Below are 26,388 nucleotides of genomic sequence, written 5' to 3' on the forward strand. Positions count from 1 at the left end.
GGACACGGCATGCCGTCTGCGGCCTGGAGACGAAACCGCTAAGCAGCGAACGCCCCCGTTTCCGAAAAGGCCACAGACACCCGCTGTGGCCTTTTCGTTTTCAGCCCGTCCAACCTGGAGCTTACGATGTCATTACCGGCCTCGTTTCTGTCGGTGATCGCGATCTGGTCGACCACGCCCCTGGCCATCAAATGGAGCGCGCTCGGCGCCGGCCCGAGCTTCGCCGTGTTCTCGCGCATGGCGCTGGGCGTGCTCTTGAGCCTGGTCCTGGCCGCGGCGCTGCGCATCGGCCTGCCGCGCCACCGCAAGGCGGTGCAGACCTATCTGGCCGGCGGCCTCAGCCTGTTCGGCGCGATGAGCCTGACCTACTGGTCGGCGCAGTACATCAGCTCGGGGCTGATCTCGGTGCTGTTCGGCCTGTCACCGCTGATCACCGGTATCGCCGCCGCCTATTGGCTTGAGGAGAAGGCACTGAGCCCGGCCAAGCTCGCCGGCATGCTGCTCGGCATCGCCGGTCTCGCCCTGGTCTTCCGCGACAGCCTGGCCGTCGGCCCCCATGCCCTGGCCGGCATCGCCGCCCTGCTCGGCGCCGTGCTGCTGCAGTCGCTCGGCCTGGTCTGGATCAAGCGCATCGGCGACGACAGCTCGCCGGTCGCGGTGAACCTGGGCTCGCTGCTGGTTGCCCTGCCTGGCTTCTTCGCGGTCTGGCTGCTGAGCGACGGCCAGTGGCCGGCCGCCCTGCCGGAGCGGGCGGCGCTCGCCATCGTCTACCTCGCCACCTTCGGCTCGGTGGTGGGCTTCGTCCTCTACTACTACATGATCAAGCACATGGAAGCCGGCCGGGTGGCCCTGATCACCCTGGTCACGCCGGTACTGGCCCTGCTGCTCGGCCACGGCCTGGACGGCGAGGCGGTGAGCGGCCAGGTCTGGCTGGGCACGGCCGCCATCATCGGCGGCCTGAGCCTGCACCAGTGGGGCGAGCGCTGGCTGAACGCTCGGCTGCCGGGCAACTAGAGGTTGTTGACCAGGGATTCGAGGTCGTTGACAACGCTGCGCCAGTCGCCCTGGGCGCCGCTGGCGAGCTTGAATCTCGCCAGATCGAGGAAGCTACGGGCCACCGGCTGCAGATAGGCACCCGAACCCGGATAGCTGGCATCGATGGAGCGGGCCTGGCGAATGAACCGGTCGAGCCAGGGATAGCTATAGGGCGGGGCGTTCTCCGGAATGCTCCGGTACTCGATCTCCGCCTCGCTCAAGGCCGCGTCCCGCGCCGCCATCAATTCCTGCCAGGCCTGCACGGCGGCCGGCCCCGGATTGGGCTGGCTCATCAATTGCTGCATGCCGACGAACTTCACCGCCAGTTGCGGCAGGTTGTTCAGCCACTTGTCGAATTCGATGCCCATGATGTCACCTCAAGGTCGACGCGCGTAAGTCTGGAAATTGGCGTTCACGCAGGCGCCATTCAGGTTCTGCGGGCAGCCCTGCATCAGATTGACGCCAAGGCCGAACTGGCAGGTGCCGCAAGGTGCCGGCGGATCGAGCTCGCCGTACATGCAGCGGCCGACCTGCACGGCATCGTTGTCCCGGACATGGGCACAACGGCTGCTGTAGTTGTCGAGATTGGTGCTGGCATTGGCCCAGGACGCGCCGCCCGGGCCGATCCGACAGGTGCTGCATTGCCTGACTGTTGCCACGATCTTTCCTCCTCATATCAGGTCGGCAAATCGCCCGGCAGCGGCGGCAGCACGCTGGGCTCGGCCGCGACTGCCTGCTCGCCGTGGATCAACAGATGGAACTGGCGCGGCGAATCGGCGTTCTCCTCGGCCACGTCGTAGCTGATGCGGCCATCGCGGTAGAGCTGGGCCAGGGCCTGGTCGAAGGTCTGCGCCTCGCCCATCAGGTGTTCTTCCATGCGCTGCTTGATCTCATCCAGCCGGCCTTCGCGGATGAGCTGCTTCATGCCGGGGTCGGCGACGAAGATCTCCAGCGCCGCCACCCGCTGGCCGTCGACCGTGCGCACCAGGCGCTGGGCGACGATGGCGACCAGGCAGGAGGCCAAGTCGAACAGGATGGTGTTGCGCTGCTCGAGCGGGAAGAAGTTGACGATGCGGGTGAGCGCCTGGTGGCTGTTGATCGCGTGCAACGAGGACAGGCAGAGCTGGCCGGTGTTGGCGTAGTTGATGACGTGGCGCATGGTCTCGCGGTCGCGGGTCTCGCCGATCATGATCATGTCCGGGGCCTCGCGCAGGGCGTTGGTCAGGGCGCTGTCGTAGGAATCGGTGTCGGCCCCGATCTCGCGCTGGCTGATCACCGACTGCTTGCGTTGAAAGACGATTTCGATCGGGTCTTCCACGGTGAGGATGTGGCCCGGCATATTGGCATTGCGGTGCTCGAGCATGGCGGCCATGGTGGTCGACTTGCCCGAGCCGGTAGCGCCCACGACCAGGAGCAGGCCGTGCTTCTCCAGCGCCAGATGACCCAGGATGGGCGGCAGGCCGAGTTCGGCCAGATCGGGCACGGTGGCGGACAGCCGGCGGATGACCATGGCGACGCTGCCGCGCTGGCGGTAGAGGTTGACCCGGAAGCGGCCGACGCCCTCCTGGCTGTAGCCGAAGTTCAGCTCGTTGCGCGACTCGAACTGGCGGATGCGCTCGGCGTCCATCAGCTCGTAGGCCAGCTGCTTGACGCCATCGGCGGTGAGATCGGGCATGGCGATGGGGTGGACGATGCCGGCGACCTTGATGCCGACCGGCGCCCCGGCGGTGAAGAACAGGTCGGAGGCCTGCTTCTGGACCATCGCCTGCAGCAGTTGGGTGATTGCGGACATGACACTCCCCTCATCTTTTGTTCAAGATAGCGCAGAACTCGGCGGCGCGCAGTTGGACTAATATCTAGCCCAAACAAAAAAGGATGGAGACCGCACATGCCTATCGCGCACCTCGCCACCCGTGTCTGGCCCGCCCTGTTCAGCCTGTTCCTGGGACTGCCCGCCTTGGCCGCCGAACCCACCGCGAAGCGGGGCCAGTTTCTCGGCGCCATGGCCACCGAATACCCGGCCTGGTTCAAGCACAGCTTTCTCGACCTCAGGGAAGACATCGCCGAGGCAAGCGCCACCGGCAAGCGGGTGATGATCATCTTCCATCAGGACAATTGCCCTTATTGCAATATCCTGGTCGAGCGCAACCTCAGCCAGAAGGCGATCGAAACGGCGATGCGCGAGCGGTTCGACGTAGTGGCGCTCAACATGTGGGGCGACCGCGAGGTCACCGGCCTCGACGGCAAGGCCTACACCGAGAAGAGCTTCGCCGCCGCGAACAAGGTGCAGTTCACCCCGACCATCCTGTTCTTCGACGAGGCCGGCCGGATGATCCTGCGGCTGAATGGCTACCTGCCGCCGGCCCGGTTCAAGGCTGCGCTCGACTATGTCGGCCAGCGCCAGGAAACAGCCATGAGCTACCGCGACTATGCCGCGGCCCACGAGCCGGCGCCGGCCAGAGGCGAGATGCATCGCGAGGACTTCTTCCGTCCCGCGCCTTTCGATCTCACGCGCCAGGCGACGAGCGGCCGGCCGCTCGCCGTGTTCTTCGAGCAGAAGGATTGCCCGGCCTGCGACGAGCTGCACGGCAGGGTGCTGCCCGATGCCGCCACCCGGCAGGTGATCGGCAAGTTCCACGCCATTCAGCTCAATATGTGGGGCAACGAGCCGGTAACCCTGCCCGACGGCCGCCGGACCACGGCGCGGGAATGGGCCCGTGCGCTCGACGTGAAATACGCGCCCACCCTGGTGTTGTTCGACCCGGCAGGCCGCGAGGTCATCCGGGCCGAGGCCTTCTTCAAGGTCTTCCACGTCCAGGGGATCTTCAGCTATGTGGAAAGCGGCGCCTACAAGAAGGAACCCAGTTTCCAGCGCTATCTCGAGGCCAAGGCCAGCGCCATCCGCGCCACCGGCCAGGACGTCGACATCTGGCGCCTGGCCGACGAGCCCGCCGGCCAGAAGTAAAATCGACTGATGAAACAGACCAAGACCAGCGATCCCCTCTGCCCCTGCGGCTCGGGTCGTGCCCTGGCGGCCTGCTGCGGCCGCTATTTGGAAGGCAATGCCAGCCCGCCCGATGCCGAGGCCCTGATGCGCTCGCGCTATACCGCCTATGTGCTGCTGAAACCGGACTACCTGCTCGCCAGCTGGCACCCGGACACCCGGCCGGCCACGCTCGATCTGGCCGAGCCGCCGGTGCCGAAATGGCTGGGCCTGGAGGTCAAGCGGCACGCCCCGCTCGACACCGACCATGCCACGGTCGAATTCGTCGCCCGCTACAAGGTCGGCGGCCGCGGCCACCGCCTGCACGAGTGCAGCCGGTTCGAGCGCATCGACGGCCGCTGGTATTACCGGGACGGCGAGTTCCGGGGGACCTGAGCCGCGCAAGATTGCGACAACCCTGACTGCCGCCCCGCCGGCGGCAGCCGGCAAACCCGGCCATCCCGCTAAACTCTGCTAAGTTTCTGTCCGATAACCGGTCATCCGGGCCACTTCCTCCTGATATCGCCAAACAGTGACCGACACGACTCAAGACCCAGCCGACTCCCCAGCGGGCGACATATTCATGTTGCCGGGCTTCGTTCGCCGTACCGAACGGGGTCTTGAGGTCGATCTGGCCGTGCTCGAACCGGGCGAGGATTTCCGCAAATTCGTCGAGCGGGTATTCGGCGGTGGCCTGCTGTTCCGCGGTCTCGATTATGCCAACTTCCACAAGCTGCTCTACGATGCCGAGGCGCTCGAACAGACGCGGCGCCAGTTCGAACAGGCCGGCAAGAAACCGGAGTTGTTCCTGGCCACGGACATCGCGCCCTTTGCCGAGGCCCGGCGCCCGCTCTATCGTGGCTTCAAGCTCGACGAGGATGGCGCCTCGGCGGAATATTTCTTCGAGCCCCTGATCATCGATGTCGCCGCCGAGGAATCTGAATCAGGCGAGGCCATGGCCGGTGGCCGCCAGCGCGAGATCGCCCAGGCCACCCAGCTGGACTTCGACGAATTCATCGCCGCCGCCTGGGACAAGGGCCTGCGCTTCGGTCTCGATGCCGCCGCGATCAAGGCCAATATCCAGAAGAACAGGCCCGAGCGGGTGGCCATCGCCCGGATGCTGCCGCCCACACCCGGCACCGATGCCAGCGTGGTCGAGAAGACCGACGCCCTGCATCGCAGCGACGCGCCGAAAAAACTGCCCGACGGCCGCATCGACCTGCGTAGCTTCAGCAACCGCTTTCCCCAGGTCAAGGCCGGCACCCGCCTGATGATGAAGGTCCGGCGAGTGCTGGGCAAAGCCGGCCGCGACGTGGCAGGCCAGGTGCTCGAACCGGAGTTGCCAGAGGACTTCGACATCACCACCCTCGCCGGTCCCGGTACCCGCATCGACAGCAGCAAAGAGGGCGACTACATCGTCGCCGCGATGGACGGTTTCCTCAATCTCGACACCGACACCCACCAGCTTTCGGTGACCGAGAAGATCATCAACAAGGAAGGCGTCAGCCTGCGCACCACGGGCGACGTCAGCTTCAAGTGCGACGAATACGAGGAGCATGGCGAGGTGCAGGAGCAGCGGGAGGTCAAGGGCAGGCACATGACCTTCATGAACAACGTCTTCGGCAACATCCTGTCGGATGGCGGCCGGATCGTGATCAAGAGCAATCTCTCCGGCGGCTCGGCCAGAAGCCCAGGCGGCAGCATCAGCGTCGAGGGCAACGCCTCGCGTGCGACGATCGAGGCCAAGGGCGGCGAGATCGAACTGAACTACGTCGACAGCTCAGTCATCATCGGTCGCTCGGTGCGGATCAAACATGCCGTGGCCTGCGACATCTACGCCGACGAACTCTATATCGAACTGGCCGAGGGCTGCGCCATCGCCGCCAGTCAGGTGCGGATCGACATGAGCCGGGCCAGACGGGGGGTGGAGACCCTGGTCAATATCCTGGTACCCAACGCCGCCCTGTACGAGCAGCAGATGGCGGAACTGAACCAGGCCAAGTCGGACGCCGCCAGCCTGATCAAGAACAAGAGCCTGGAGGTGCAGACGCTAACCAATCAGCCGGCGCTGAAGACCTTTCTCAATGTGCAGCAGAAGCTCAAGGCCGGCGAGATCAGCCTGACGCCCGAACAGAAGGCGGACTTCCAGCGATTGCAGGCCAAGGTGATGCAACCGCTGCAGCAATTGCAGATCGCCCGGCAGCAGATGCTGGCCGGTCGCAATCAACTGGAAGAGCTGGATCGGCAGATCGGGCAGCTGCATCAGGCGCATCAGGCCATGGTCAGCAGCATCGGCTGCCAGCTCGCCGCCGTCGACGGCGAAACCCTGGTGCGCACCGTCTCGCTCCAGACCGACGAGCCTTCGATCGGCGACCTGCCGGCCGCGCAATTGCGCGCCCGTCTGCGCGAAGCCGGGGTCGGCGAGAAATTGTTCGCCAACGACATCGGCAGCCTCGACTGGCAATTCACCAATCCCGCCTGACTATCCAGCAATTATTTGGCCGGAAATTTTCTGCCACAATTTCCGGTTGACCGCATTTTGCCAACCGCGTATAAGGCGAACTGTGTTTGGTTTCAAGCTGTAAGCAGTATGGTCACAGCCAGATGCCACCTTGAGATGCGAACATGCTGTACCGCTGGGGCAACCCGGTTTTTTATCGTTTTGATTAAGGATTGATTCAATGGCAACTGGTACCGTGAAATGGTTCAACGAGACCAAGGGCTTCGGCTTCATCACCCCCGACGGCGGCGGTGAGGACGTGTTCGCCCACTTCTCCGCTATCAACATGAGCGGCTTCAAGACCCTGAAGGATGGCCAGCGCGTCTCCTTCGAGATCGTCCAGGGTCCCAAGGGCAAGCAGGCCTCCAACATCCAGGCCGCATAACCGACCTAGATTTTGAAAACCGGGGCTTCGGCCCCGGTTTTTTTATGGGCGCTCGCTCCGTATCATCCCTTCGCGCTAAGGCGCGCCTCCCATTTCCCGTCTTTGTTGCAGTTTTGCCTTGAGTGCCGGCAACACGGCCTGCGCCGCCCGTTCGCCGGCGAGGATGGCCGCATGCCGGGCATCGAAGTCGATCGACTTCACCTCCGGCATCACCGGCTGGATCAGGGCCTCGGCCTCCTGCAGCTCCTGCCGCTTGATCGCCTGGCCCATGATCGCCGTGGTCTGCAGGATGGTGCCGACCGTACCGGAGACCTGCTGTTCGGCCGGGCGCGTGGAGATGTCGATGGCGATGACGAAGTCCGCCCCCATCTCGCGCGCAAGCCGCACCGGCACCGGCGCCACCAGGCCGCCGTCGACATAGTCCTTGCCGCCGATGCGCACCGGCTGGAACACACCGGGCACGCTGGAGGAGGCGCGCACGGCCATGCCGGTGTTGCCCCGGCGAAAGACGATGGCCTTGCCGGTCTGCAAGTCGGTGGCCACGATGCCGAGCGGCCGTGCCAATTGCTCGATCGGCCGGTTGCGCACCATGCGGTTGACGTAGTTCTGCAGGGCCTCGCCCTTGATCACCCCGCCGTACTGGCCGAGAAAGGGCACGGCCCAGTCGGCGATCTCGTTCTCGTCCATCTTCAGCGCCAGCTCGTGCAGTTGGTAGCCGGAATAGCCGGCGGCATAGAGGGCGCCGATCACGCTGCCGGCGCTGGTGCCGCAGATCAGGTCGGGCACGATGCCGTTGGCCTCGAGCACCTTGATCGCGCCGATGTGGGCGAAACCGCGGGCGGCGCCGCCGCCCAGGGCCAGACCGATGCGCACAGGGCGCGGCTTGGGCGGCTCGACCAGCACCGGGGCGCAAGCCGAGAGCAGCAAGGCAGGCAGGGCCAGGCACAGGCGCCGGCGCAGGGTGGAAGACGGGGAAGGCATCAACAGGGATATCCAGGCAAAAACGGCCGTTAGCATAGCCCAAGTACCCAAATCGCCGGAACAGTGATACAAGGCAGGTCTCACGCCGAAACCATCATGAGGGCAGCATGGGCATCCTGGACGACTGGGTCACCGAGCAAGGCCTGGATCGAGAGGTCTTGCACGACTATTTCGACACGATCAGCGAAAACGCCCACGTCGTCGAGCGCGAGATCGCCCACCTGCGGGAGAATCCGCGCGACCCGAAGCCGGTGACCGAGTTGTTCCGGCTGTTCCACAATTTGAAAGGCGATGCCCGGCTCTGCCGCTTCCAGCTGGGCGACGAGCTGGCCCATCAGCTCGAATCGATCCTGGGCCGGCTGCGCAGCGGCGAGATCCACATCACCGAGCTGCTGGCCGAGACCCTGCTCTTGGCCTATGACCGGCTCGAGCTGATGGTCGGCGCACTACTCAACAACAAGCCGACCGCGCACATCAAGTTCGAGCAGGTGATCCAGGGCCTGAGCGACCTGGCCCGGGCCGAGCCGGGCGAGATCGACATGGTTGCCCAGGACCTGATCGAGCACGTCGCCGGCTTCCGTCCGGCGGTGCATGCCGCCACCCCGGCCGTCATCCCGCTTGCCGCCATGGAGGCGGCCGCCGACAACCGCACCGGCGATCTCCTGTTCTTCCGTTCGCTCGCCTTGCAGCTCGAACAGCGCTCGCCCCTGTTCTACGGCCGCACCGCGCGCAACCTGCAGCTGGCCCATTCGATCAACGAGGCGGCCGGCAAGCCAGTCGATCCCTTGCAGCTGGAGGTGGCGGTCTATCTGCACGATGTCGGCATGATGTTCCTGCCAGAATCGGTCTGGCTGAAGCCGGGCAGTCTGAGCCCGACGGAGCGATCGCTGCTGCAGCGGCACACCGACTACGCGGCCGGCCTGCTCGCCCGCATGCCGGGCTGGGACGAGGCCGTGAGCATCGTCGCCCAGCATCACGAAAAGCCGGATGGCCGCGGCTACCCGGCCGGGCTCAAGGCCGAGCAGATCTGCCCCGGCGCCAAGCTGATGGCCATCGTCGATGCCTTCGAGGCGGTGATGCTCAAGCAGGGCCACCGCGGCCCCGCCCGCTCCATGCTGCGGGCGGCGGCCGAGATCAATGCCGCCGAGCAGCAGTTCGCCGCGGAGTGGATCGCGCCGTTCAACAGCGTGATCCGCAGCATGCTGGGGGAGTGAGTTTTCCCCGCACCTCGTGGTAAGGTGTGTTTTTGATTCGCCGCATTGCCCATGTCCGTCATCGACCGCCTTCACCAAAAGCGCGAACGCCTGATCGCGCTGCGCCATGAACTGCACGCCCACCCGGAACTCTCCTTCGAGGAGGCACGCACCAGCGAGCTGGTCGCCCGGACCCTGAGCGCGGCCGGCATCGAGGTGCACCGCGGCCTGGCCGGCACCGGCGTGATCGGCCTGCTCAAATGCGGCGACAGCCCGCGCATGATCGGCCTGCGCGCCGACATGGACGCCCTGCCGATCCAGGAACAGAACCTCTTCCCCCACCGCTCGAAGCACGACGGCAAGATGCACGCCTGCGGCCACGACGGCCATACCGCCATGCTGCTGGCGGCCGCCGAGCATCTGGCCGAAACCAAATCATTCGACGGCAGCGTGGCCTTCATCTTCCAGCCGGCCGAGGAGACCGTGGGCGGCGCCCGAGTGATGATCGAAGAGGGCCTGTTCGAGCGTTTCCCGGTCGAGCGCGTGTTCGGCATGCACAACTGGCCTGGCCTGCCGGCCGGGCAATTCGCCATCCACAGCGGCCCGGTCATGGCCTGCGCCGACCAGTTCGACATCACCCTCCGCGGCCACGGCGCCCATGCCGCCATGCCGCATCAGGGTTTCGACCCGGTGGTGGCCGGCGCCGCCCTGGTGCAGGCCCTGCAAGGCGTGGTCTCGCGCAACGTCGACCCGCTCGACGCCGTGGTGCTCAGCATCACCCGGTTCCAGGCGGGCGAGGCCTACAACGTGATCCCGGACGTGGTGACCCTGGGCGGCACCGTGCGCGCCTTCCGGCCCGAGGTACAGGATCAGGCCGAGGCGGCAATGGAACGCATCTGCGCCGGCATCGGCGCCGCCCATGGGGTGCAGGTCGCGCTCGACTATCGGCGCGGCTATCCGCCGACGGTGAACACCACGGCCGAGGCCGAGACCTGCCGCCGCGTGATCGCGCAGCTGGTCGGCGAGCCCAATGCCCGCACCGACCTCAGGCCCTCGATGGGGGCGGAAGACTTCGCCTACATGCTGAAGGAAAAGCCCGGCTGCTATGTCTGGATCGGCAACGGCCTGGGCGAAGGCGGCTGCATGCTGCACAACCCGCATTACGACTTCAACGACGACATCCTCACCCTGGGCGCCAGCTATTGGGTGCGCCTGGTCGAGCACCTGCTGGCCAAGGCCTGATCAACCCAGTTCGATCCACACCGGCTGGTGGTCCGAGGCCGCGGTTTCGTCATCTACCGCGCAAGCGACCAGGCGGCCGGCCAGATCCTCGGTGACATAGACGAAGTCGTAGCAGGCAGGCGCCTCCAGCCAGTCGACCGGATGGATGCCGGCGGTCGGCGCATGCAGCTGGCCCGGATGCACCACCTGCCAGGCATCGACGAAGGCCGGCTCGCCGGCCTCGAACGGTTCCAGCAGGCGGGCGCGTTCCGGTGCCTCCGGCCCGCTGTTCATGTCGCCGCAGAAGATGGCCGAGGCCGGCCTCGGCAGGGCATCGAACGGCCCGCCGCCTTCTTCGCCCGGCCGGGCCAGGCGGGCGTGGGCGCAGGCCGTTCGATGCAGGCCGCGGATCGCCTCGATCTGGGCCAGCCGCTGGCGGGCCGAGTAGTACTCCAGGTGCGTGGTCAGCACCCGGATCAGGCCGAAATCCGCCACCACCACGATCTCGAGCAGGACCCGCTGCATGCTGGGTACGCCGGCCTCGGCCGGCCAGGGCAGGAGGTGGCGGAAGACCTGCAGCACCGGCAGCCGCGACAGGATGGCATTGCCGAACAGACGACGGCCGCCGCCGGCCGCCGGCAGATCGACCGCAGGGGCGTAGATCAGCTCATGTTCAGGGAACAGCCGGCGCACTTCGGCCACCCCGTCCTCGCCCCGGCTGCCCGGCAGCTCGGCGAAATTCACTGCCACCTCCTGCAGGCAGATCACGTCGAATGCCCCATGGCTGCGAATGAGCGCAGCCATGCGCTCGAGATCGACCCGGCCGTCCATGCCGCGGCCCCACTGGATGTTCCAAGTCAGCAAGCGCATCGCCTTAAACCTCCTGCTTCAGCATAGCCGGCAATCCGGTACGCCCCCTGAACCGATAAAATGTCGCCATTGCGATCCCCCGCCCGGAGCCCCCCTTGTCCGAACGTTTCGACCCCCCGCGCGACCTGGTCCGCCCCTTTCTTTTCGAGGCCATCGACATCCGCGGCGCCTGCATCCAGCTGCACGAGGCCTGGCGGCAGATGCTGGCGGGCCGTGGCTATGCCGAGCCGGTGATGCAGCTCCTGGGCGAGATGACCGCCGTGACCGCGCTCATCGCCGCCAATCTCAAGCAGGCGGGGCGCATGACCTTCCAGCTAAAAGGCTCGGGCCCGGTCGACCTGCTGGTGCTCGACTGCGACGAGCAGTTGCGCCTGCGCGGCATGGCCCGCGCCCGGCCGCAGCTCGCGGCTGCGGCCGTACCCGAACTGCTCGGCCACGGCCGGCTGGCGCTGACCCTCGACATCGCCGCCATGAGCCAGCCCTATCAGAGCATCGTGCCGCTCGACGGCGACAGCGTCGCCACAACCTTCGAGCACTACCTCAACCGTTCGGAGCAGCTGCCGACCCGTCTGCTGCTGGCCGCATCAGGCGAATGCACCGCCGGCCTGTTCCTGCAGAAGCTGCCCAGCGCCGACCAGAAGGACCCCGATGGCTGGAACCGGGTGCAGCTGCTGGCCGATACCGTGAAGCCGGCGGAGCTGCTGGGCCTGCCGCCGGTGCAACTGCTGAGCCGCTTGTTCCCGGAGGAGGACATCCGGGTGTTCGACCCGCGGCCGGTGGCCTACCACTGCCCGGAGAACCGGGACAAGGTACGCGACATGCTGCGCTCGCTGGGCCAGGCCGAATGCGAGGCCGTGCTCCAAGAGCATGGCGAGATCGTGATCCACGACGATATCTGCAACCATAGGTATCGCTTCAGCCCGGACGAGATCGCCGAGTTATTCAGGACAAGCTGAGCCATGTTGCGCTGAGGGCACAAACCCTTGGGTCCTGTCAGGCAGGCCGTCTAAACTGTAAGCGTCCCTCCAGTGGCCCAATACAATGGGTCAGACCATGCCATGACGACTGACCGAGACTGCATGCGCAGCAACGATGCCCACTCCTTCTGGAGCCGCCTTGCCTAAGACCGGCGACCCGCACCACCGCCCCATCCTCAGCCCGGACTGGGAAGTGGGGCTGGCCGCGGGCTTCTTCGTCCAGATCCTGCTGATCCTGTTCGTCGCCTATGTCGGCATCAGGGAGCTACGCACTGCGGAGAACCGGCTCAAGACGATTTCCGAGCAACAAATCCTCAAACTCGATCTGTCCAAAACCATGCATACGGCGGTGCGCGAACGTACCGCGAGCATCGTCCGGGTCACCGTCCTGGAGGACCCCTTCGAACAGGATGCGGAATATACCCATTTCAACCAAATGGCTTCCGATTTCGTGGCGGCCCGCAGCCGCTTCGCCGCCCTGCCCCTGACCCCGGCCGAGCGCACCTTGCTCGATGCGCAGGGTGTGGCCACCAGCAAGTCCTACCAGCTCGCCGAGCGCACCTTCGAACTGGCCATGGCCGGCGACCGGGAGGGCGCCAAGCGCATGCTGGTGCAGGAGGCCATCCCGGCCCAGAGCACCGTGCTCGATATCCTGTCGAGGCTCGACGAGATGACCCGCCAGACGGCGGACACCGCCATCGAGCAGGCGAAGCAGGAACATGCCGCGGCGCGGAACTGGATTTTCCTGCTCTCGACCGCGGCCTTGCTCATCGGCCTGGTCGTGGCCGGCATCGTGGTCCACTACACCCGGCGGGCCGGGCGTGAGCGCGAGCATCTCGCCACCCACGACAGCCTCACCCAACTGCCCAACCGCATGCTGCTCATGGGCCGGCTGGAACAGGCCATTGCCCGCGCCTTGCGGCACAAGTTCATGGTCGGGGTGATGTTCATCGACCTCGACCGCTTCAAGCTGGTGAACGACACCCTGGGCCATGCCGCCGGCGACACACTCATCCGCCATATCGCCGATCGGCTGCGAACAACGGTGCGCAGCGAGGACATCGTATCCCGCCTGGGCGGCGATGAGTTCGTGGTGGTCGTCACCGACGCGGAAAAGATCAGCCAGATTCTCCATGTCGCCGACAAGGTGATGGAGGCGGTCACCCGCACCTATCAGATCGCCGACCGCGACCTGTATGTCACCTGCAGCATCGGCATCAGCGTCTGCCCCAACGACGGCACCAGCCCGCACGACCTGCTGCAGCATGCCGATACCGCCATGTATCACGCCAAGGAAGCCGGCCGCAATCGCTACCAGATGTTCGATACCGAGATGAACACCCGGGTCGCCAAGCGCCTGGAGCTGGAGACCGAGCTACGCCAAGGCATCTCACGCGGCGAGTTCCAGCCCTACTACCAACCGCAGATCAACCTGGAGTCGGGCCGCATCCATGTGGTCGAGGCCCTGATGCGTTGGCACCATCCCACGCGCGGCACCGTGGAACCCGCCAGCTATCTCGACCTTTTGGAAGAAACCGGCATCATCGTCGAACTCGGCCGCCGGCTGCTGCTGGATGCCTGCAAGCAGTGCGCCCAATGGCTTGCCGAGGGCCATGCCGGACTGGCTGTCGCGATCAACCTATCGGGCAAGGAATTCTGGCAGGAGGACCTGATCGATTTCATCCGGGCCGCCTTGGCCGAGACCCGATTGCCCGCCGAGCACCTGCATCTGGAACTGACCGAGACCATCCTCATGCAGGATATCGGCCAGGCGGTGGACCGAATCCAGCAGCTCAAGCAAATGGGCGTGCGCGTCGCGGTCGACGACTTCGGCACCGGCTATTCCTCGCTCGCCCATCTCAAGCATTTCCCGGTCGACACCCTCAAGATCGACCGCTTCTTCATCAAGGACATCCACCGCCAGCCGATCGACGCCGCCATCACCCAGGCCATCATCAACCTGAGCGACAGCCTGGGCCTGGATACCGTGGTCGAAGGCGTCGAGGATGCCGAGCAACTGGCCGCCCTGCGCAGGCTGGGCTGCCGCGTGGTCCAGGGCTACCTGATCAGCCGCCCGCTGCCGGGTAAGGACATCGGCGCCATGCTGAGCCAGGACTGGTCGAATACCCTGGATGCCGGGCGCTGACATGCGCCGCTTGCTGCGCAGCTTCGTTTTCGCCTGGCGCGGACTCGCGCACCTTGCCGCCAGTCAGCGCAATTTCCGCCTCCATCTCTTTCTCGCCGCGCCGCTGGTCATCGCGGCCGCTGCCTGGCTCGACCTGGCCGTCTGGGAATGGGCCGCCCTGCTGCTTTGCATCGCCCTGGTCCTGGGCCTGGAGGCGATGAACACCGCGCTGGAAATCCTGGCCGACCGGGTCAGCCGCGAACACGACCCGGTCATCGCCCTGGCCAAGGACGCCGCCGCCGCGGCCGTGCTGCTCGCCGCCCTGGGCGCCGCCGTCGTCGGCCTCATCGTCTTTCTGCCGCATCTCTAGCCAATACCCCCTCACCCCTATTCTCTCCCCGGAAGGGAGAGGGGGTTGGAGTCACCGCCCTCCAAGCAAGACATCCCCTCTCCTCTTTGTGGAGAGGGTTCGGGTGAGCGGCGCGCAGAGGGTCCACACCCCAATGCCCCCGGACCGAACCAACTTCCCTTCGCTAAAATGGCGCCATGCCCGCCCATGCGCCGCTCGTCCCCGCCCAGCTCGCCTTCGCCGCCAACGGCACGCCCTACTCCGCGCAGTTCGACGACATCTACCATTCGAGCGACGGTGGCCTGGGTCAGGCCCGCCATGTCTTCCTGGCCGGCAACGACCTGCCCCGGCGCTGGCAGGGCCAGCCCCGCTTCACCATCCTGGAGACCGGCTTCGGCCTGGGCCTGAATTTCCTCGCCACCTGGGCCGCCTGGCGCGAGGACCCGCAAAGGGCCGCGCGGCTCGACTTCATCTCGGTGGAAAAGCATCCCTTCGGCGCGGCCGATCTTGCCGCCCTGCACCGACGCTGGCCCGAATTCGCCGAATTGTCGGCGACGCTGCTGGCCCAATGGCCGGTCCTGGTGCCGGGCTTTCACCGGCTGTATCTCGACAACGGCACCGTCTGCCTGACCCTGCTGCTGGGCGACGCCCAGCACATGCTGCGCCAGCTCCTCGCCCAGGTCGATGCCATCTACCTCGACGGCTTCGCCCCGGACAAAAACCCCGAGCTCTGGTGCGCCCCCGTATTCAAGGCGCTGGCCCGGCTGGCCAAGCCCGGCGCCACCCTGGCGACCTATACCGTCGCTGCCGCCGTGCGCGACGGCCTCGACCGCGTCGGCTTCCGCACGGAAAAACGCCCCGGCTTCGGGCGCAAGCGGGAGATGCTCGCGGGCCGCTTCGCCCAAACTCACCCCTCCCCCTCTCACCGAGGGCGAGGGGAGAATAAAGCCATCGTCATCGGAGGCGGCCTGGCCGGCTGCGCCGTCAGCGAGCGCCTGGCCGCCCGCGGCTGGCAAGTCAGCTTGATCGAGCGTCACGCGGCGCCTGCGCAGGAGGCCTCGGGCAATCTAGCCGGCATCGTGCGGCCCATGTTGTCGCTCGACGACAACATCGCCTCCCGCCTGTCGCGCGCCTGCTTTCTGTTCGCCCTGAACCACTGGCGCACCCTGCAAGCCGAAGGCCTGCCGCTCAAATGGTTCCCCCAGGGCGTGCTGCAGCTCGCGCGCGACCCGGCGCATGAGGCCCTGCAACGCGAAATCATCGCCGCCCGCCGGTTTCCCTCCGAGTTCGTGCGCTGGCTGGACGCCGCCGAGGCCGGCGCCCTGATCGACTGGCCGGTGCCGCTCGGTGCCTGGCTGTTCCCGCAAGGCGGCCACGCCAACCCGCCCAGCCTGTGCCGGGCCTATCTCGCGCGTTTTCCGGACCGGATCGAACGGCACTTTGCCCAAGAAGCCTTGTCGCTGGAGCACGGCGAAACCGGCTGGCGTGTGCTCGATGAGCATGGGCAGGCGCTAGCGCGGGCCGAGACCGTGGTCCTCGCCAGCGGCGCCGAGGCCCGTCGCTTCGGCCAAAGCCAACATCTGCCGATCCGCCGCATCCGCGGCCAGGTCAGCCACATCGCCGAAGGCACGTTGCCTTCTTTGCCGATGGCCTTAACCCGCGAGGGCTATGCCACGCCGGCACTGGACGGTTGGCATTGCGCCGGGGCCTCGTATGAGCTGGAAGAAAATCCCGCCCTCTGCGCCACCAGCAGCGAGGGCAACCTCCTGCGCCTGGAACAGATGCTGCCGGGCTCGACCCAAGGCATGGATGCCGCCGGCCTCGATGGCCGGGTCGCCCTGCGCGCCGTCGCGCCGGACCGCCTGCCGCTCGCCGGCGCCCTGCCCGACCCGACCGCGCAACTCGACCCGCACCGGGCCCGACTGGCCGACCTGCCGCGCCTGCCCGGCCTCTACGCCCTGCTCGGCCTGGGCTCGCGCGGCCTGGTCTGGCACGCCCTGGCGGCGGAACGGATCGCCGCCCAGATCGCCGGCGACCCGCTGCCGCTGGAAAAGGACCTGCTCGACGCCATCGACCCTGCCCGCTTCCTGCTGCGGGCGCGCCGCCGCGGAAAAGCCTAGGAGCCTGTCGGACTTAACACCCCGTGCGCGCCGGCCCGCTGCGGGATGCAGCGCAAGGCGGCGGGGCGCGCCGTAGTGCGGGCCACTACAAGCGCCCCGCAACGCGGCGATGCGCCCGCAGCGGGCCGGCCCTGCGGGTTGCCCCGACAAAGCGCATGGGGGATTAAGTCCGACAGGCTCCTAGCCCCTGAAAAAGTCCGATTTCGTCGTTCCCGCGCAGGCGGGAACCCAGAAGGATCAAAAACTGGATGCCCGCCTGCGCACCCGCAAGGGGCAGGCCGTGGTTGTATAGCCGCTAAAGCGGCAACAACCTCGCTCCGGGCATGACGGCTTAATCAGACCTTCCCTAAGCCAACATAAACGAAAGGGGGGCCGCAGCCCCCCTTTCGTGTCCCGAGCGTGGCTCAGAACTGCCTGCTGTACATGAATTGCCAGTTGAGCTGGCTGTGTTCGACGTAGACGCCGCCGTTGCCCGTCTGCGCGGCCTCGGGCACATAGGTCAAGGAGAAATTGAACTCCGAGGTCTTGTCCAGGACATAGCCCAGGCCGAAGGTATAGTGGTCCTCCACGATGGCGGGCCACAGATAGTTCATGTTCTGGCTGGGGATGGGATTGTCGGCATGGTTGTAGCCGAGACGGCCTGTGAGGGCCTCGCTGAACTTGTAGGCGGCGCCGAAGGAGAGCACGATCTGGTCATCCCAGTTCTGCACGAAGGGCGCCACCACAGCACCGTTGTTTAGGATGGTGACGGTGTTCATGCTGCTGTTCCACATCACGTCCTTGACATCGGCCACCAGCAGCCACTTGTCGTTCGGCCGCCAGGCCGCGCCGACGGCGGCGATGGGCGGCATGTCGAAGCCCTTGACCTTCCAGCCGCCGTCTTCCAGGGTGCCCAGGTTGCCGGCGCTCTCATACACGCCACCGACACTGAACTGCGGGCTCAGCTGATAGGTAAAACCCAGCTTCCAGGCCAGGCCGTAGCCCTTGGCGGCGCCGGTGTAGTCGCTGCCGTCCTTGAAGTCGATGCCATAGCCGCCGGCCACGATGTCCATGCCGGCCCAAACCAGATCAACGCTGCCGCCCACGCTGAAGCGCTCGTTCACATTGTAGGCGGCGGGAAAGATCACCCGGCCGACCCCCACCTGGGACATGTCGCCGTCCGGATACTCGGTACCCATGCCGCCCTGGGCATAGACGCCGAGGCCATAGGCCAGTTGACCGCGCTTGCTGACATAACCGAAGGCCGGCATGTAGAAGGCATCGCCCTTGGAATTGCCGAACGGGGCGGAGGCCACGACATCCGGGCCGATCATGCCCAGCGCGATATCGAACCGGCTGCCCTCGGCCATGAGGCCGAGCGTGGCGGGGTTGTTGGCCATCGCCGCCGTGCCGTTGTCGTAGGCCATGGCCGCGCCCCCCATGGCGGTGGCAATCGGGCCATAGCCTTCCATGAGCATGCCGTTGGTGGCCCAGGCAGCGCCGGGCAGACACAGGCCGGCAGCCAGCGCCGCGGCCGGCAGGCGGTTGGAATACATCGTCTGTCTCCTCGTGAGTGGGTTAATCGTTTGTCAGCAAATTTTAATATATTTACCTACTGTATGGCCGCCGCGTACGGTGCACCGGCCATTTCGCATCGCGCAATGCCTGGGGAAAAACCGGGGTGATGCGCAGACGCGAGGCAAGAAAAAAGGGTTGCGGGCCGAAGCCCGCAACCCTTTCAGGACAGCCGGTTCAGATTAGAACTTGTAGCTGTACATGATCTGAGCGTTGGTCTGCTTGTGATCGATCGTGACCGGACGGCTGTCGGTAGCACCAGCCGCACCGGCACCATCCAGGGCCTCAACCACGCTCTCGGTCACCTTGTCACCCCAGCCATAGGTAAAGGAGAAATCCAAGTTCGAAGCTTTGCTGAAGGCATAGCCAAAGCCCACGGTGGCATGCTGCTCGATCGTGGCCGGGAACAGGAAGCTCACCGTGCTGTTAGGAACCGGATTGCTCGCATAGTTGTAGCCGGCACGCAGGGTCAGCTTGTCGCTGTACTTGTAGGCCACGCCGATGTTGTAGACGTTCTGGTCGTCCCAGTTCTGGAAGTAGACATAGTCCAGCACGTTGTTGGCGAAGCCAGCCGCCGCCGCATTGCTCTGGGTGGCATTGGCGGTGAAGACCATGTGGAAGTTCTTCATCACGTCGGACCAGTTGATGCGCTTATAGTCCGCCGCGACTTGCAAACGATCGGAGGCTTGATAGGACAGACCGAGGCCGTAGGTGGACGGCCACTGGAAGTCTTTGACCTTGACCTTGGATTCGACCGGGATCACGCAATCGCCGCCACCGCAAGCAACACCGCTCACCTTGAAGGACATGACGGCATCGCCTTCGAAGTCCGACATCTTGGTCTCGGAATGATAGGTCGCACCGATGGTGAGTTTGTCGTTGACCTTGTAGGTCATGCCCAGCTTGGCGGCGCCACCGTAACCCAGGGTCTGCTGATCGCCCTTGCTGGCATTGCTGAAGGCGAAGGTGCCCCAATGGAAGTCGCTGAAGTTACCACCCGCGAAACCCGCAAAGAAATTGTCGATCAGATTGCCGCTAACCGAACCACGCCGATTTCGGGGCGTCAGGTTAAAAGCGCCCAGAGTGGCGACGGTGGCAGCCGAAACCTTGTTGACATCGACCGAGCCAAAGAAATTTTCGGTATCTTGCGACCATAGGATGTCCAGGCCACCCCAGACAAAGTCGACAGAACCCCCGACGGAAAGCTTATCGTTAACATTGTAGGCCAGCGGGAACAAGACACGACCGACACCCAGCTCAGAACGCTGTTTCTGGCCACCCGTGGTTGCAGTACCGCCAAAACTGGTCGTATGCGCCGTGATATCCATCATGGAGCCAGCCTTGTACTCGGCACCCATGCCACCCTGGGCAAACATGCCAACACCGTAGGCCATATTCCCGGATTTTTTGGTGTAACCGAAAGCCGGCATCAGGTAGAGGGTACCATCCGAATCGACGCTACCCAGCGAATTCGCCGATTCAACCTGAGGGCCCAGGGCACCCAAAGCAAAGTCGAAGCGGCTGCCGTCGCCTGCCAAAGCCAAGGTAGCCGGGTTGTTCATCATGGCGGCCGTGCCGTTGTCATAGGCGAAGGAAGCACCGCCCATGCCGGTGGCAACGGGGCCGTAGCCTTCCATATTCATGCCGTTGGTGGCCAGTGCAGCGCCGGAAACAGTCAGGCCGGCAGCGGCCAAGGCAAATGCGAGCTTCTTGAGTTGCATTGAGTGGTCTCCTCCACATAAAAGCGGTTTAAATTCAATCAGATACACGCCTGGGCGACTCCCCCGCCCACCACCTTCTGTGGTCCGCATGTACTAATCGGAAAGTACGTAAATCCTATCGGAATGTACTTAATCCAGGCAAGGCATTTTTGCAGTTTGATGACCCGGGGTTTGTTCATTGGCAACAGCGCAACAAGCGGCCGAGTAAATTACTCGGGCATAGCCTAACCCGGCGACCCAAACAAAAAAGCCGCCCGAAGGCGGCCCTTTTATCCCAAGCACGAAGGCTTAGATGAACAGGCAGATGTCCGACTCGCCGGCGAACTCGAAGAAGGTGGCGGCGCCACCGTACTCGAGGCCGTCGATGAAGTCGCTGTGGCTGAAGCCGAACAGTTCGACCGTCATCTGGCAGGCGATGAACTTGACGTCAGCCTCCTGACACAGTTCACGCAGTTCGGGAATGGTGGCCACGCCATTGTTCTTGATGGTTTGCTTCATCAGAACGGTGGCGAGGGACTCGAAGCCCGGCACGATGCCCTGGACGGCATTGGGGATGTTCCAGTTGATGCCGCGGAACCACTTGGGCCCGAACGGCATCTTCATGGGCATGCCCGGGTTGCCGAGGGGGCTGACCTTCAGGCCGCTCAGGTCCTTGCGGACCATTTGCAGGCCGTAGAAGGTGAAGAAGATCTGGGTCTCGTAGCCCAGCGCAGCCGCGGTAGAGGCCAGAATGAAGGGCGGGTAGGCCCAGTCAAGCGTGCCTTTGGTGGCGATGATCGCCAGCTTTTTCTGATCCATTGTCTCTCCCACCAGGGTTAGCCGTGACCGCAGCCACGGCTATACAGATGTCTTACTTCTTCTTGATGAAGAAGGTGTACTCGCCGCCAGCTTCGGCGGTGGACAGGAGCTCGTTACCGGTTTGCTTGGCGAAGGCCGCGAAGTCCTTAACGGAACCTGGGTCGGTGGCGATGATCTTGAGCACTTGGCCGCCGGCCAGTTCACCCAGGGTTTTCTTGGCACGGAGGATGGGCAGGGGGCAGTTCAGGCCGCGCGCATCGAGCTCTTTATCGAAATTCATTTCTGCTCCTTTACAAAATCAGCATGTGCTAAAAAAGGCCCGGCTACATTAAACCAGTTACTGGTAGATTGCAACCAGAGCCAAAGCCTTGGAAACAAGGCGGGAATTGGCTCAAGCCAGCGCTGCTAGCGGCTTGCCGGCACGCATCCAGGCCATGATGCCGCCCGACAGATTGTGCATGTTGGTGTAGCCCTTGGCCGCCATGAAGGCGCAGGCCTGGGCCGAGCGAGCGCCGGAGTTGCAATAGATGATGACCGGCTTGTCCTTCGGAATGTCGTGCTCGCGCATCGGCAGCAGATGCAGGGGCAGATGAATGGCCCCATCGATCACGCCGCGCGATACCTCGGCATCGGTGCGGACATCCAGCAGATGGATGCTGCCAAGATCGACGCTCGCTAGGTAATCGACGTCGACTTCCTTGAAATTGTAGCCACCGAACATGACCTTCCCTTCGTCCAAGAGTTTATTAGCGGGCGCTAATATATAGAGAGCCTCGGCGCTTTGCAACCTGGACCAAAGCCCGGAGCCAAGCCGAACAAAGGCACGACTGCGCCACAGCCACCCTATGCCGGCCTGGTGATCGCGGCTAGAATTCGACGTTTTCCCGATCCCTGCGTGCCTGTGCCATGAAAAGCAGCGAAATCCGTCGTCGTTTTCTTGATTTCTTCGCCTCCAAGGGTCACACCATCGTGCCCTCCAGCCCGCTGATTCCAGGCAACGACCCGACCCTGCTGTTCACCAACGCCGGCATGGTGCAGTTCAAGGATGTCTTTCTCGGTCGCGAGCAGCGGCCTTATGTCCGCGCCGTCTCCTCCCAGCGCTGCGTGCGCGCCGGCGGCAAGCATAACGATCTGGAGAACGTCGGCTACACGGCGCGCCACCATACCTTCTTCGAGATGCTGGGCAACTTCAGCTTCGGCGACTACTTCAAGCGCGAGGCGATCGAGTTCGCCTGGGAATTTTTGACCTGCGAACTCGGCATCCCCAAGGACAAACTCTGGGTCACGGTCTACCAGGACGACGACGAGGCCTATGACATCTGGGCCAAGCAGATCGGCGTACCGGCCGAGCGCATCACCCGCATTGGCGACAAGGCCGGCCAGAAGTATCACAGCGACAACTTCTGGCAGATGGGCGACACCGGCCCCTGCGGCCCCTGCACCGAGATCTTCTACGATCACGGCCCCGAAGTGGCCGGCGGTCCGCCGGGCAGCCCGGACGAGGACGGCGACCGTTACATCGAAATTTGGAACAACGTGTTCATGCAGTTCAACCGCGACGAGCACGGCGTGCTGCACCCGCTGCCCAAGCCCTCGGTCGACACCGGCATGGGCCTGGAGCGCATCTCGGCCGTGATGCAGCACGTGCACAGCAACTACGAAATTGACCTGTTCCAGGACCTGATCAAGGCAGCCGCCCGCGAGACCCACACGCAGGACCTGGCCAACAACTCGCTCAAGGTCATCGCCGACCACATCCGGGCCTGCGCCTTCCTCATCGTCGACGGCGCCATTCCCAGCAACGAGGGCCGCGGCTATGTGCTGCGCCGCATCATCCGCCGCGCCATCCGCCACGGCTACAAGCTGGGCCAGAAACAGCCGTTCTTCCACAAGCTCGTGGCCGATCTGGCCAAGGCCATGGGCGAGGCCTATCCCGAACTCGTCGCCGCCCAGGCCAACGTCACCGCAATCCTCAAGCAGGAGGAGGAGCGCTTCGCCGAGACCCTGGAGCACGGCATGGGCGTGCTGGAAGAGGCTTTGGCCTCCGAGGACAAGATGCTCGACGGCGAGACCGTGTTCAAGCTCTACGACACCTATGGCTTTCCGCTCGACCTCACCGCCGACATCGCCCGCGAGCGCGGCGTCACCGTCGATTTCGCCGGCTTCGAGGCGGCCATGGAACTGCAGCGCGAGCGCGCCCGCGCCGCCTCCAAATTCACCATGGGCAAGGGCCTGGAGTTCAACGGCGAGCCGACCGAATTCCACGGCTACGACACCCTGGAGATGGAAGGCCGCATCGTCGCCCTGTACAAGGAAGGCAGCCAGGTCACCGAGATCCACGCCGGCGACGAGGCGGTGATCGTGCTCGACCGCACCCCCTTCTATGCCGAGTCCGGCGGCCAGATCGGCGACATCGGCGAACTGACTTCCGGCCACGGCGTGTTCGTGGTGGAAGACACCCAGAAAATTCAGGCCGAGGTATTCGGTCACAAGGGCCGGCTCAAGACCGGCCGGCTGGCGGTGACCGACATGGTGAACGCCAAGGTCGATGCCGAGGCGCGCAGCCGCGCGGCCTACAATCATTCGGCCACCCACCTGCTGCACGCCGCCCTGCGCACCGTGCTGGGCAAGCATGTCACCCAGAAAGGCTCGCTGGTCACGGCCGAGCGCACCCGCTTCGACTTTTCGCATCCCCAGCCGGTGACACCGGAGCAGCTGCGCGAGATCGAGCGCCTGGTCAACGCCGAGATCCGCCGCAACAGCAAGGTCGAGACCCGGCTCATGAAGCACGACGAGGCGATCAAGGCCGGCGCCATGGCCCTGTTCGGCGAGAAGTACGGCGACGAGGTGCGCGTGGTCGGCATGGGCGCGTTCTCCACCGAACTGTGCGGCGGCACCCATGTGAAGCGCACGGGCGACATCGGCCTGTTCAAGATCGTGGCCGAGGGCGGCGTCGCTGCCGGCATCCGCCGGATCGAGGCAGTGACCGGCCCGGCGGCCGTGGCCTACATGCAGGAGCAGGAAGAGACCCTGCGCGAGGTCGCCAACTCGCTCAAGGCCCAGCCGCAGGAAGTGGCCGGCCGCCTGGCGCAAATTCAGGATCAGGTGAAGGCGATGGAAAAGGAGCTGGCCCGGTTCAAGGCCAAGCTCGCCGCCTCACAGGGCGATGACCTGGCCAATCAGGCCCAGGAAGCAAATGGCGTGAAATTCCTCGCGGCCCAGATCGAGGGTGCCGACACCAAGGCCCTGCGCGAGTTGGCCGACAAGCTGAAGGACAAGCTCAAGTCCTGCGCCCTGGTGCTGGCCAGCGTGGAAAGCGGCAAGGTTTCCCTGATCGCCAGCGTCAGCGCCGACCTGACCGACAAGATCAAGGCCGGCGAGCTGGTCAACCACGTCGCCCAGCAGGTGGGCGGCAAGGGTGGCGGCCGGGCGGACATGGCCCAGGCCGGCGGCACCCAGCCGGACAAGCTGGCGACGGCGCTGGCCTCGGTGAAGGACTGGATCGCCGGCAAGGCCTGAACCACCTCAACCTTTAGCTAGCCATAGGGTGCGCCATGCGCACCATTCATTAGAGTCATTCGGTCGTCATGCCCGCGCCGGCGGGCATCCAGCCCATCGATTTTTCTGGGTTCCCGCCTGCGCGGGAACGACCATTTCAGCATTTTCATAATTCTTTTTGGTGCGCATGGCGCACCAGATGATTCTTACTGCTCCTTGGAGTGCCCTTCCTGCGCGCTCAGCAGCAGGATCTTGTCGGCGTTGATGTTGGGAACGGCCGCTGACAGGCCTTGCCAATGTTCCCAGGCCAGCCCGGCTGCCAGCGCCAGGAGGTTGAGCAACAGCAACCAGAGAATCAGGCGCCCGCGGCGCCGCCTTCCTTCGCGACCCATAACAATCCTTCCAGAACCAGATCTTCCACCAGCGTCACCGGCCCGCGCAGATGCGGCTTGATCAGGGCGGCGTCGCCCCCCGTCAGCAAGGCGGCGGCCTCCGCCCCGACATGGGCCTGCAATCGGCCTCGCTGGGCCTCGATGGCGCCGACCAGGGCCGACACGATGCCGGTCTCGACCGCATCGCTGGTGTTGGTCGGGAAAGCAGCCCATTGCCCCAGGCCCGCCCGCACGCCGCGGGTTGCCTGCTCGATGCTGCGCAACATGGTGCGGTAGCCCGGCAGGATCATGCCGCCGAGAAACTCGCCCTCGGCTGTGAGGGCATCGACGGTGAGCGCCGTACCCAGGCTGGCCACCACGACATGACCGAAGCCATGTTGCCGGGCCGCCAGCATGGCGGCATAACGATCCGGCCCCAGGCTATCGGGCATCGTATAGCGGTTGCGCAGGCTGAAGGCCTCGGCCTTCGGCGTCAGCCAATACTGGCGCGTGCCGGCCGGGAAGGTTCGTTCAACCAGTTCGACCAGTTCGCCGCCCACCACGTTGCTGACAAATATCCAGGCCGGACTCAGCCGTTGCCAGCGCTCCGCCAGCAAGGCCAGGTCGCTTGTGGGCACGGCATCCTTATGGCGCCACTGGCCGGCTTCGAACTCGCCCCACTTGATGCGGCTGTTGCCGGCATCGACCAGCAGGATCACGCCGTGACCCCGCGCAAGCTCAGTTCGCCGGAATAGAAGCGGCGCTGGCCGGTTTCGGTGTCGAGCAGCAAGGCCCCCGCCTCGTCGATGCCGGCGACCCGGCCGCGCCAGGATTCGCCCTGGGCCGCGATCATGCGTGCCTCGCGGCCGTGGAAGGCATGGCTGGCCTCCCACTCGGCACGCAACCCAGCAAAACCGTCCTGCTCATAATGGACCAGCACCTGATCCAACTGCCTCAAGCATTCGACCAGCAGATGGTTACGGTCTACTGGCTCGCCCAACCCTTCCATCAGATCGGTCACCGGCTGCTCGATCTCGGCACGCAAGGGCTCTGGCAGGCGCACATTCAGGCCCACACCGATCACTGCCATGCTCGGGCCCTGGGCCTCGCCCTGCAATTCGATCAGGACGCCAGCCAGCTTGCGATCACGGTGCAGGACATCGTTCGGCCACTTCAACTGCACGTCGGCCAGCCCCAACTCGCGTAAGGCGCGCACCAGACCCAGGCCGACGGCGAGACTGAGACAGGACAGGTCGCTGGCCGTGCGGCTGAAGCGCCACAGAACGGAAAAGGCCAAGCCGCCGCCCAGCGGCGACAGCCAGGCACGGCCGCGCCGGCCCTTGCCACCGGTCTGCCACTCGGCTGCCAGAACCGTCTTGTGTTCGGCACCCGCCTGCCCCAACGCCATCAGCCGGCTGTTGGTGGAATCCACCTGGTCGTGGACATGCAGGCGGTAGCCGAGCGACTCGGCCACCGGCTCCACCGCGTCCAGATCAAGCCAGCTATGCGGATGCACCAGACGATAGCCGCGCCCACGGACCGAATAGATTTCGACGCCCAAGTCCTGCGCCTGGCGGACGGCGTTATGGACACTGGCACGGGAAATGCCCAGGCGCTCGGCAATCGCCTCACCCGAGCGAAACTCCTCGCCGGACAATTGGCGCAATACGCGAAACACGCTGGTGCTGGATGAACTCAACTGTCTAT

Annotated in this window: 24 protein-coding genes and 1 pseudogene; 12 read left to right on the forward strand and 13 right to left on the reverse strand. The window is 65.0% G+C overall.

What is annotated here, in order from left to right:
• Positions 1-126: 126 nt before the first annotated feature.
• Positions 127-1,014, forward strand: coding sequence for a DMT family transporter (locus tag EL388_RS08750; RefSeq protein WP_126462514.1), 888 nt, complete (start codon positions 127-129; stop codon positions 1,012-1,014).
• On the opposite strand, the gene EL388_RS08755 is transcribed toward EL388_RS08750, so the two are convergent.
• The 3 genes and pseudogenes from EL388_RS08755 to EL388_RS08765 all read right to left on the reverse strand — a co-directional run.
• Complete coding sequence (locus EL388_RS08755; RefSeq protein WP_126462517.1) at positions 1,011-1,403, reverse strand: hypothetical protein; 393 nt, start codon at positions 1,401-1,403, stop codon at positions 1,011-1,013. The two genes, EL388_RS08750 and EL388_RS08755, sit on opposite strands and share 4 nt — an antisense overlap.
• A 9-nt stretch (positions 1,404-1,412) precedes the next feature.
• On the reverse strand, positions 1,413-1,694 hold the full coding sequence (locus EL388_RS08760) for a hypothetical protein (RefSeq protein WP_126462520.1): 282 nt from the start codon (positions 1,692-1,694) through the stop codon (positions 1,413-1,415).
• A 17-nt stretch (positions 1,695-1,711) separates the two neighbouring features.
• A pseudogene (locus EL388_RS08765) lies at positions 1,712-2,833 on the reverse strand (PilT/PilU family type 4a pilus ATPase); the annotation flags it as partial.
• 90 nt (positions 2,834-2,923) lie between these two features.
• Here EL388_RS08765 and EL388_RS08770 point away from each other — a divergent pair.
• From EL388_RS08770 to EL388_RS08785, 4 genes are all read left to right on the forward strand, one after another.
• Complete coding sequence (locus EL388_RS08770; RefSeq protein WP_126462526.1) at positions 2,924-4,000, forward strand: thioredoxin family protein; 1,077 nt, start codon at positions 2,924-2,926, stop codon at positions 3,998-4,000.
• A gap of 9 nt (positions 4,001-4,009) precedes the next feature.
• Complete coding sequence (locus EL388_RS08775; protein WP_126462529.1) at positions 4,010-4,414, forward strand: YchJ family protein; 405 nt, start codon at positions 4,010-4,012, stop codon at positions 4,412-4,414.
• A gap of 187 nt (positions 4,415-4,601) precedes the next feature.
• Positions 4,602-6,500 (forward strand): flagellar assembly protein A, encoded by a 1,899-nt coding sequence (locus EL388_RS08780; RefSeq protein WP_126462532.1) that lies wholly within the window; start codon positions 4,602-4,604, stop codon positions 6,498-6,500.
• 199 nt (positions 6,501-6,699) lie between these two features.
• Positions 6,700-6,903, forward strand: a complete 204-nt coding sequence (locus tag EL388_RS08785; protein WP_126462535.1) for a cold-shock protein — start codon at positions 6,700-6,702, stop codon at positions 6,901-6,903.
• 75 nt (positions 6,904-6,978) lie between these two features.
• Here the strand turns inward: EL388_RS08785 and EL388_RS08790 are convergent, their stop codons facing one another.
• The gene (locus EL388_RS08790) at positions 6,979-7,884 is read right to left on the reverse strand and encodes a patatin-like phospholipase family protein (RefSeq protein WP_197721769.1); all 906 of its coding nucleotides are present in this window, start codon (positions 7,882-7,884) and stop codon (positions 6,979-6,981) included.
• A 107-nt stretch (positions 7,885-7,991) separates the two neighbouring features.
• Between EL388_RS08790 and EL388_RS08795 the strand changes: the two genes are divergently transcribed.
• Positions 7,992-9,098: an HD domain-containing phosphohydrolase gene (locus EL388_RS08795; RefSeq protein ID WP_126462538.1), complete on the forward strand. Its 1,107-nt coding sequence runs from the start codon at positions 7,992-7,994 to the stop codon at positions 9,096-9,098.
• A gap of 51 nt (positions 9,099-9,149) precedes the next feature.
• Positions 9,150-10,319: a M20 aminoacylase family protein gene (locus tag EL388_RS08800; protein ID WP_126462540.1), complete on the forward strand. Its 1,170-nt coding sequence runs from the start codon at positions 9,150-9,152 to the stop codon at positions 10,317-10,319.
• Here EL388_RS08800 and EL388_RS08805 read toward each other — a convergent pair whose 3' ends face one another.
• Positions 10,320-11,168, reverse strand: a complete 849-nt coding sequence (locus EL388_RS08805; protein ID WP_126462543.1) for an endonuclease/exonuclease/phosphatase family protein — start codon at positions 11,166-11,168, stop codon at positions 10,320-10,322.
• Between the two features lie 95 nt (positions 11,169-11,263).
• Between EL388_RS08805 and hslO the strand changes: the two genes are divergently transcribed.
• From hslO to mnmC, 4 genes are all read left to right on the forward strand, one after another.
• The gene (gene hslO / locus EL388_RS08810; protein ID WP_172599392.1) at positions 11,264-12,124 is read left to right on the forward strand and encodes an Hsp33 family molecular chaperone HslO; all 861 of its coding nucleotides are present in this window, start codon (positions 11,264-11,266) and stop codon (positions 12,122-12,124) included.
• Positions 12,125-12,284: 160 nt separating this feature from the next.
• Entirely contained in the window at positions 12,285-14,291 is a 2,007-nt protein-coding gene (locus EL388_RS08815; RefSeq protein WP_232019073.1) for a putative bifunctional diguanylate cyclase/phosphodiesterase, read from the forward strand.
• A 1-nt stretch (position 14,292) separates the two neighbouring features.
• Positions 14,293-14,640, forward strand: a complete 348-nt coding sequence (locus tag EL388_RS08820) for a diacylglycerol kinase family protein (protein ID WP_197721770.1) — start codon at positions 14,293-14,295, stop codon at positions 14,638-14,640.
• 176 nt (positions 14,641-14,816) lie between these two features.
• On the forward strand, positions 14,817-16,739 hold the full coding sequence (gene mnmC / locus EL388_RS08825; RefSeq protein ID WP_126462552.1) for a bifunctional tRNA (5-methylaminomethyl-2-thiouridine)(34)-methyltransferase MnmC2/FAD-dependent 5-carboxymethylaminomethyl-2-thiouridine(34) oxidoreductase MnmC1: 1,923 nt from the start codon (positions 14,817-14,819) through the stop codon (positions 16,737-16,739).
• 404 nt (positions 16,740-17,143) lie between these two features.
• On the opposite strand, the gene EL388_RS08830 is transcribed toward mnmC, so the two are convergent.
• From EL388_RS08830 to EL388_RS08850, 5 genes are all read right to left on the reverse strand, one after another.
• The gene (locus EL388_RS08830) at positions 17,144-18,274 is read right to left on the reverse strand and encodes an OmpP1/FadL family transporter (protein WP_126462555.1); all 1,131 of its coding nucleotides are present in this window, start codon (positions 18,272-18,274) and stop codon (positions 17,144-17,146) included.
• A 201-nt stretch (positions 18,275-18,475) separates the two neighbouring features.
• Positions 18,476-20,014, reverse strand: a complete 1,539-nt coding sequence (locus tag EL388_RS08835) for an OmpP1/FadL family transporter (protein ID WP_165919123.1) — start codon at positions 20,012-20,014, stop codon at positions 18,476-18,478.
• Between the two features lie 288 nt (positions 20,015-20,302).
• Positions 20,303-20,812 carry a sulfur carrier protein DsrE2 gene (dsrE2, locus tag EL388_RS08840; RefSeq protein WP_126462561.1) on the reverse strand — a complete coding sequence of 170 codons (510 nt, stop codon included), beginning with the start codon at positions 20,810-20,812 and terminating at the stop codon, positions 20,303-20,305.
• A gap of 52 nt (positions 20,813-20,864) precedes the next feature.
• A complete protein-coding gene (locus EL388_RS08845) occupies positions 20,865-21,092 on the reverse strand; it encodes a sulfurtransferase TusA family protein (RefSeq protein ID WP_126462564.1) in 228 nt (75 codons plus the stop codon).
• A 111-nt stretch (positions 21,093-21,203) separates the two neighbouring features.
• Positions 21,204-21,533: a rhodanese-like domain-containing protein gene (locus tag EL388_RS08850; protein WP_126462567.1), complete on the reverse strand. Its 330-nt coding sequence runs from the start codon at positions 21,531-21,533 to the stop codon at positions 21,204-21,206.
• A gap of 185 nt (positions 21,534-21,718) precedes the next feature.
• Here EL388_RS08850 and alaS point away from each other — a divergent pair, with 185 nt between their 5' ends.
• Positions 21,719-24,331 (forward strand): alanine--tRNA ligase, encoded by a 2,613-nt coding sequence (gene alaS, locus EL388_RS08855; RefSeq protein WP_126462570.1) that lies wholly within the window; start codon positions 21,719-21,721, stop codon positions 24,329-24,331.
• Positions 24,332-24,516: 185 nt separating this feature from the next.
• Here alaS and EL388_RS13760 read toward each other — a convergent pair whose 3' ends face one another.
• From EL388_RS13760 to EL388_RS08865, 3 genes are read right to left on the reverse strand one after another with little or no spacing between them, the layout of a single operon-like run.
• Positions 24,517-24,657 carry a hypothetical protein gene (locus tag EL388_RS13760; protein WP_165919122.1) on the reverse strand — a complete coding sequence of 47 codons (141 nt, stop codon included), beginning with the start codon at positions 24,655-24,657 and terminating at the stop codon, positions 24,517-24,519.
• Between the two features lie 8 nt (positions 24,658-24,665).
• Complete coding sequence (locus EL388_RS08860; protein ID WP_165919121.1) at positions 24,666-25,400, reverse strand: type III pantothenate kinase; 735 nt, start codon at positions 25,398-25,400, stop codon at positions 24,666-24,668.
• Positions 25,397-26,380, reverse strand: coding sequence for a biotin--[acetyl-CoA-carboxylase] ligase (locus tag EL388_RS08865; protein WP_232019075.1), 984 nt, complete (start codon positions 26,378-26,380; stop codon positions 25,397-25,399). The genes EL388_RS08860 and EL388_RS08865 overlap by 4 nt, the downstream gene beginning before the upstream one ends.
• Positions 26,381-26,388 lie beyond the last annotated feature (8 nt).

This window comes from Sulfuritortus calidifontis (genome assembly GCF_003967275.1).
GTDB lineage: Bacteria > Pseudomonadota > Gammaproteobacteria > Burkholderiales > Thiobacillaceae > Sulfuritortus > Sulfuritortus calidifontis.

What these genes read in the sequence shown, in the direction of transcription:
- EL388_RS08830 (WP_126462555.1), bottom strand. Translation starts at nt 18,274, where the DNA reads ATGTATTCCAACCGCCTGCCGGCCGCGGCGCTGGCTGCCGGCCTGTGT.
- dsrE2 (WP_126462561.1), bottom strand. Translation starts at nt 20,812, where the DNA reads ATGGATCAGAAAAAGCTGGCGATCATCGCCACCAAAGGCACGCTTGAC.
- EL388_RS08770 (WP_126462526.1), top strand. Translation starts at nt 2,924, where the DNA reads ATGCCTATCGCGCACCTCGCCACCCGTGTCTGGCCCGCCCTGTTCAGC.
- EL388_RS08750 (WP_126462514.1), top strand. Translation starts at nt 127, where the DNA reads ATGTCATTACCGGCCTCGTTTCTGTCGGTGATCGCGATCTGGTCGACC.
- mnmC (WP_126462552.1), top strand. Translation starts at nt 14,817, where the DNA reads ATGCCCGCCCATGCGCCGCTCGTCCCCGCCCAGCTCGCCTTCGCCGCC.
- EL388_RS08835 (WP_165919123.1), bottom strand. Translation starts at nt 20,014, where the DNA reads ATGCAACTCAAGAAGCTCGCATTTGCCTTGGCCGCTGCCGGCCTGACT.
- EL388_RS08785 (WP_126462535.1), top strand. Translation starts at nt 6,700, where the DNA reads ATGGCAACTGGTACCGTGAAATGGTTCAACGAGACCAAGGGCTTCGGC.
- EL388_RS08800 (WP_126462540.1), top strand. Translation starts at nt 9,150, where the DNA reads ATGTCCGTCATCGACCGCCTTCACCAAAAGCGCGAACGCCTGATCGCG.
- EL388_RS08790 (WP_197721769.1), bottom strand. Translation starts at nt 7,884, where the DNA reads ATGCCTTCCCCGTCTTCCACCCTGCGCCGGCGCCTGTGCCTGGCCCTG.
- EL388_RS08795 (WP_126462538.1), top strand. Translation starts at nt 7,992, where the DNA reads ATGGGCATCCTGGACGACTGGGTCACCGAGCAAGGCCTGGATCGAGAG.
- EL388_RS08820 (WP_197721770.1), top strand. Translation starts at nt 14,293, where the DNA reads ATGCGCCGCTTGCTGCGCAGCTTCGTTTTCGCCTGGCGCGGACTCGCG.
- alaS (WP_126462570.1), top strand. Translation starts at nt 21,719, where the DNA reads ATGAAAAGCAGCGAAATCCGTCGTCGTTTTCTTGATTTCTTCGCCTCC.
- EL388_RS08780 (WP_126462532.1), top strand. Translation starts at nt 4,602, where the DNA reads ATGTTGCCGGGCTTCGTTCGCCGTACCGAACGGGGTCTTGAGGTCGAT.
- EL388_RS08845 (WP_126462564.1), bottom strand. Translation starts at nt 21,092, where the DNA reads ATGAATTTCGATAAAGAGCTCGATGCGCGCGGCCTGAACTGCCCCCTG.
- EL388_RS08805 (WP_126462543.1), bottom strand. Translation starts at nt 11,168, where the DNA reads ATGCGCTTGCTGACTTGGAACATCCAGTGGGGCCGCGGCATGGACGGC.
- EL388_RS08775 (WP_126462529.1), top strand. Translation starts at nt 4,010, where the DNA reads ATGAAACAGACCAAGACCAGCGATCCCCTCTGCCCCTGCGGCTCGGGT.
- EL388_RS08850 (WP_126462567.1), bottom strand. Translation starts at nt 21,533, where the DNA reads ATGTTCGGTGGCTACAATTTCAAGGAAGTCGACGTCGATTACCTAGCG.
- EL388_RS08755 (WP_126462517.1), bottom strand. Translation starts at nt 1,403, where the DNA reads ATGGGCATCGAATTCGACAAGTGGCTGAACAACCTGCCGCAACTGGCG.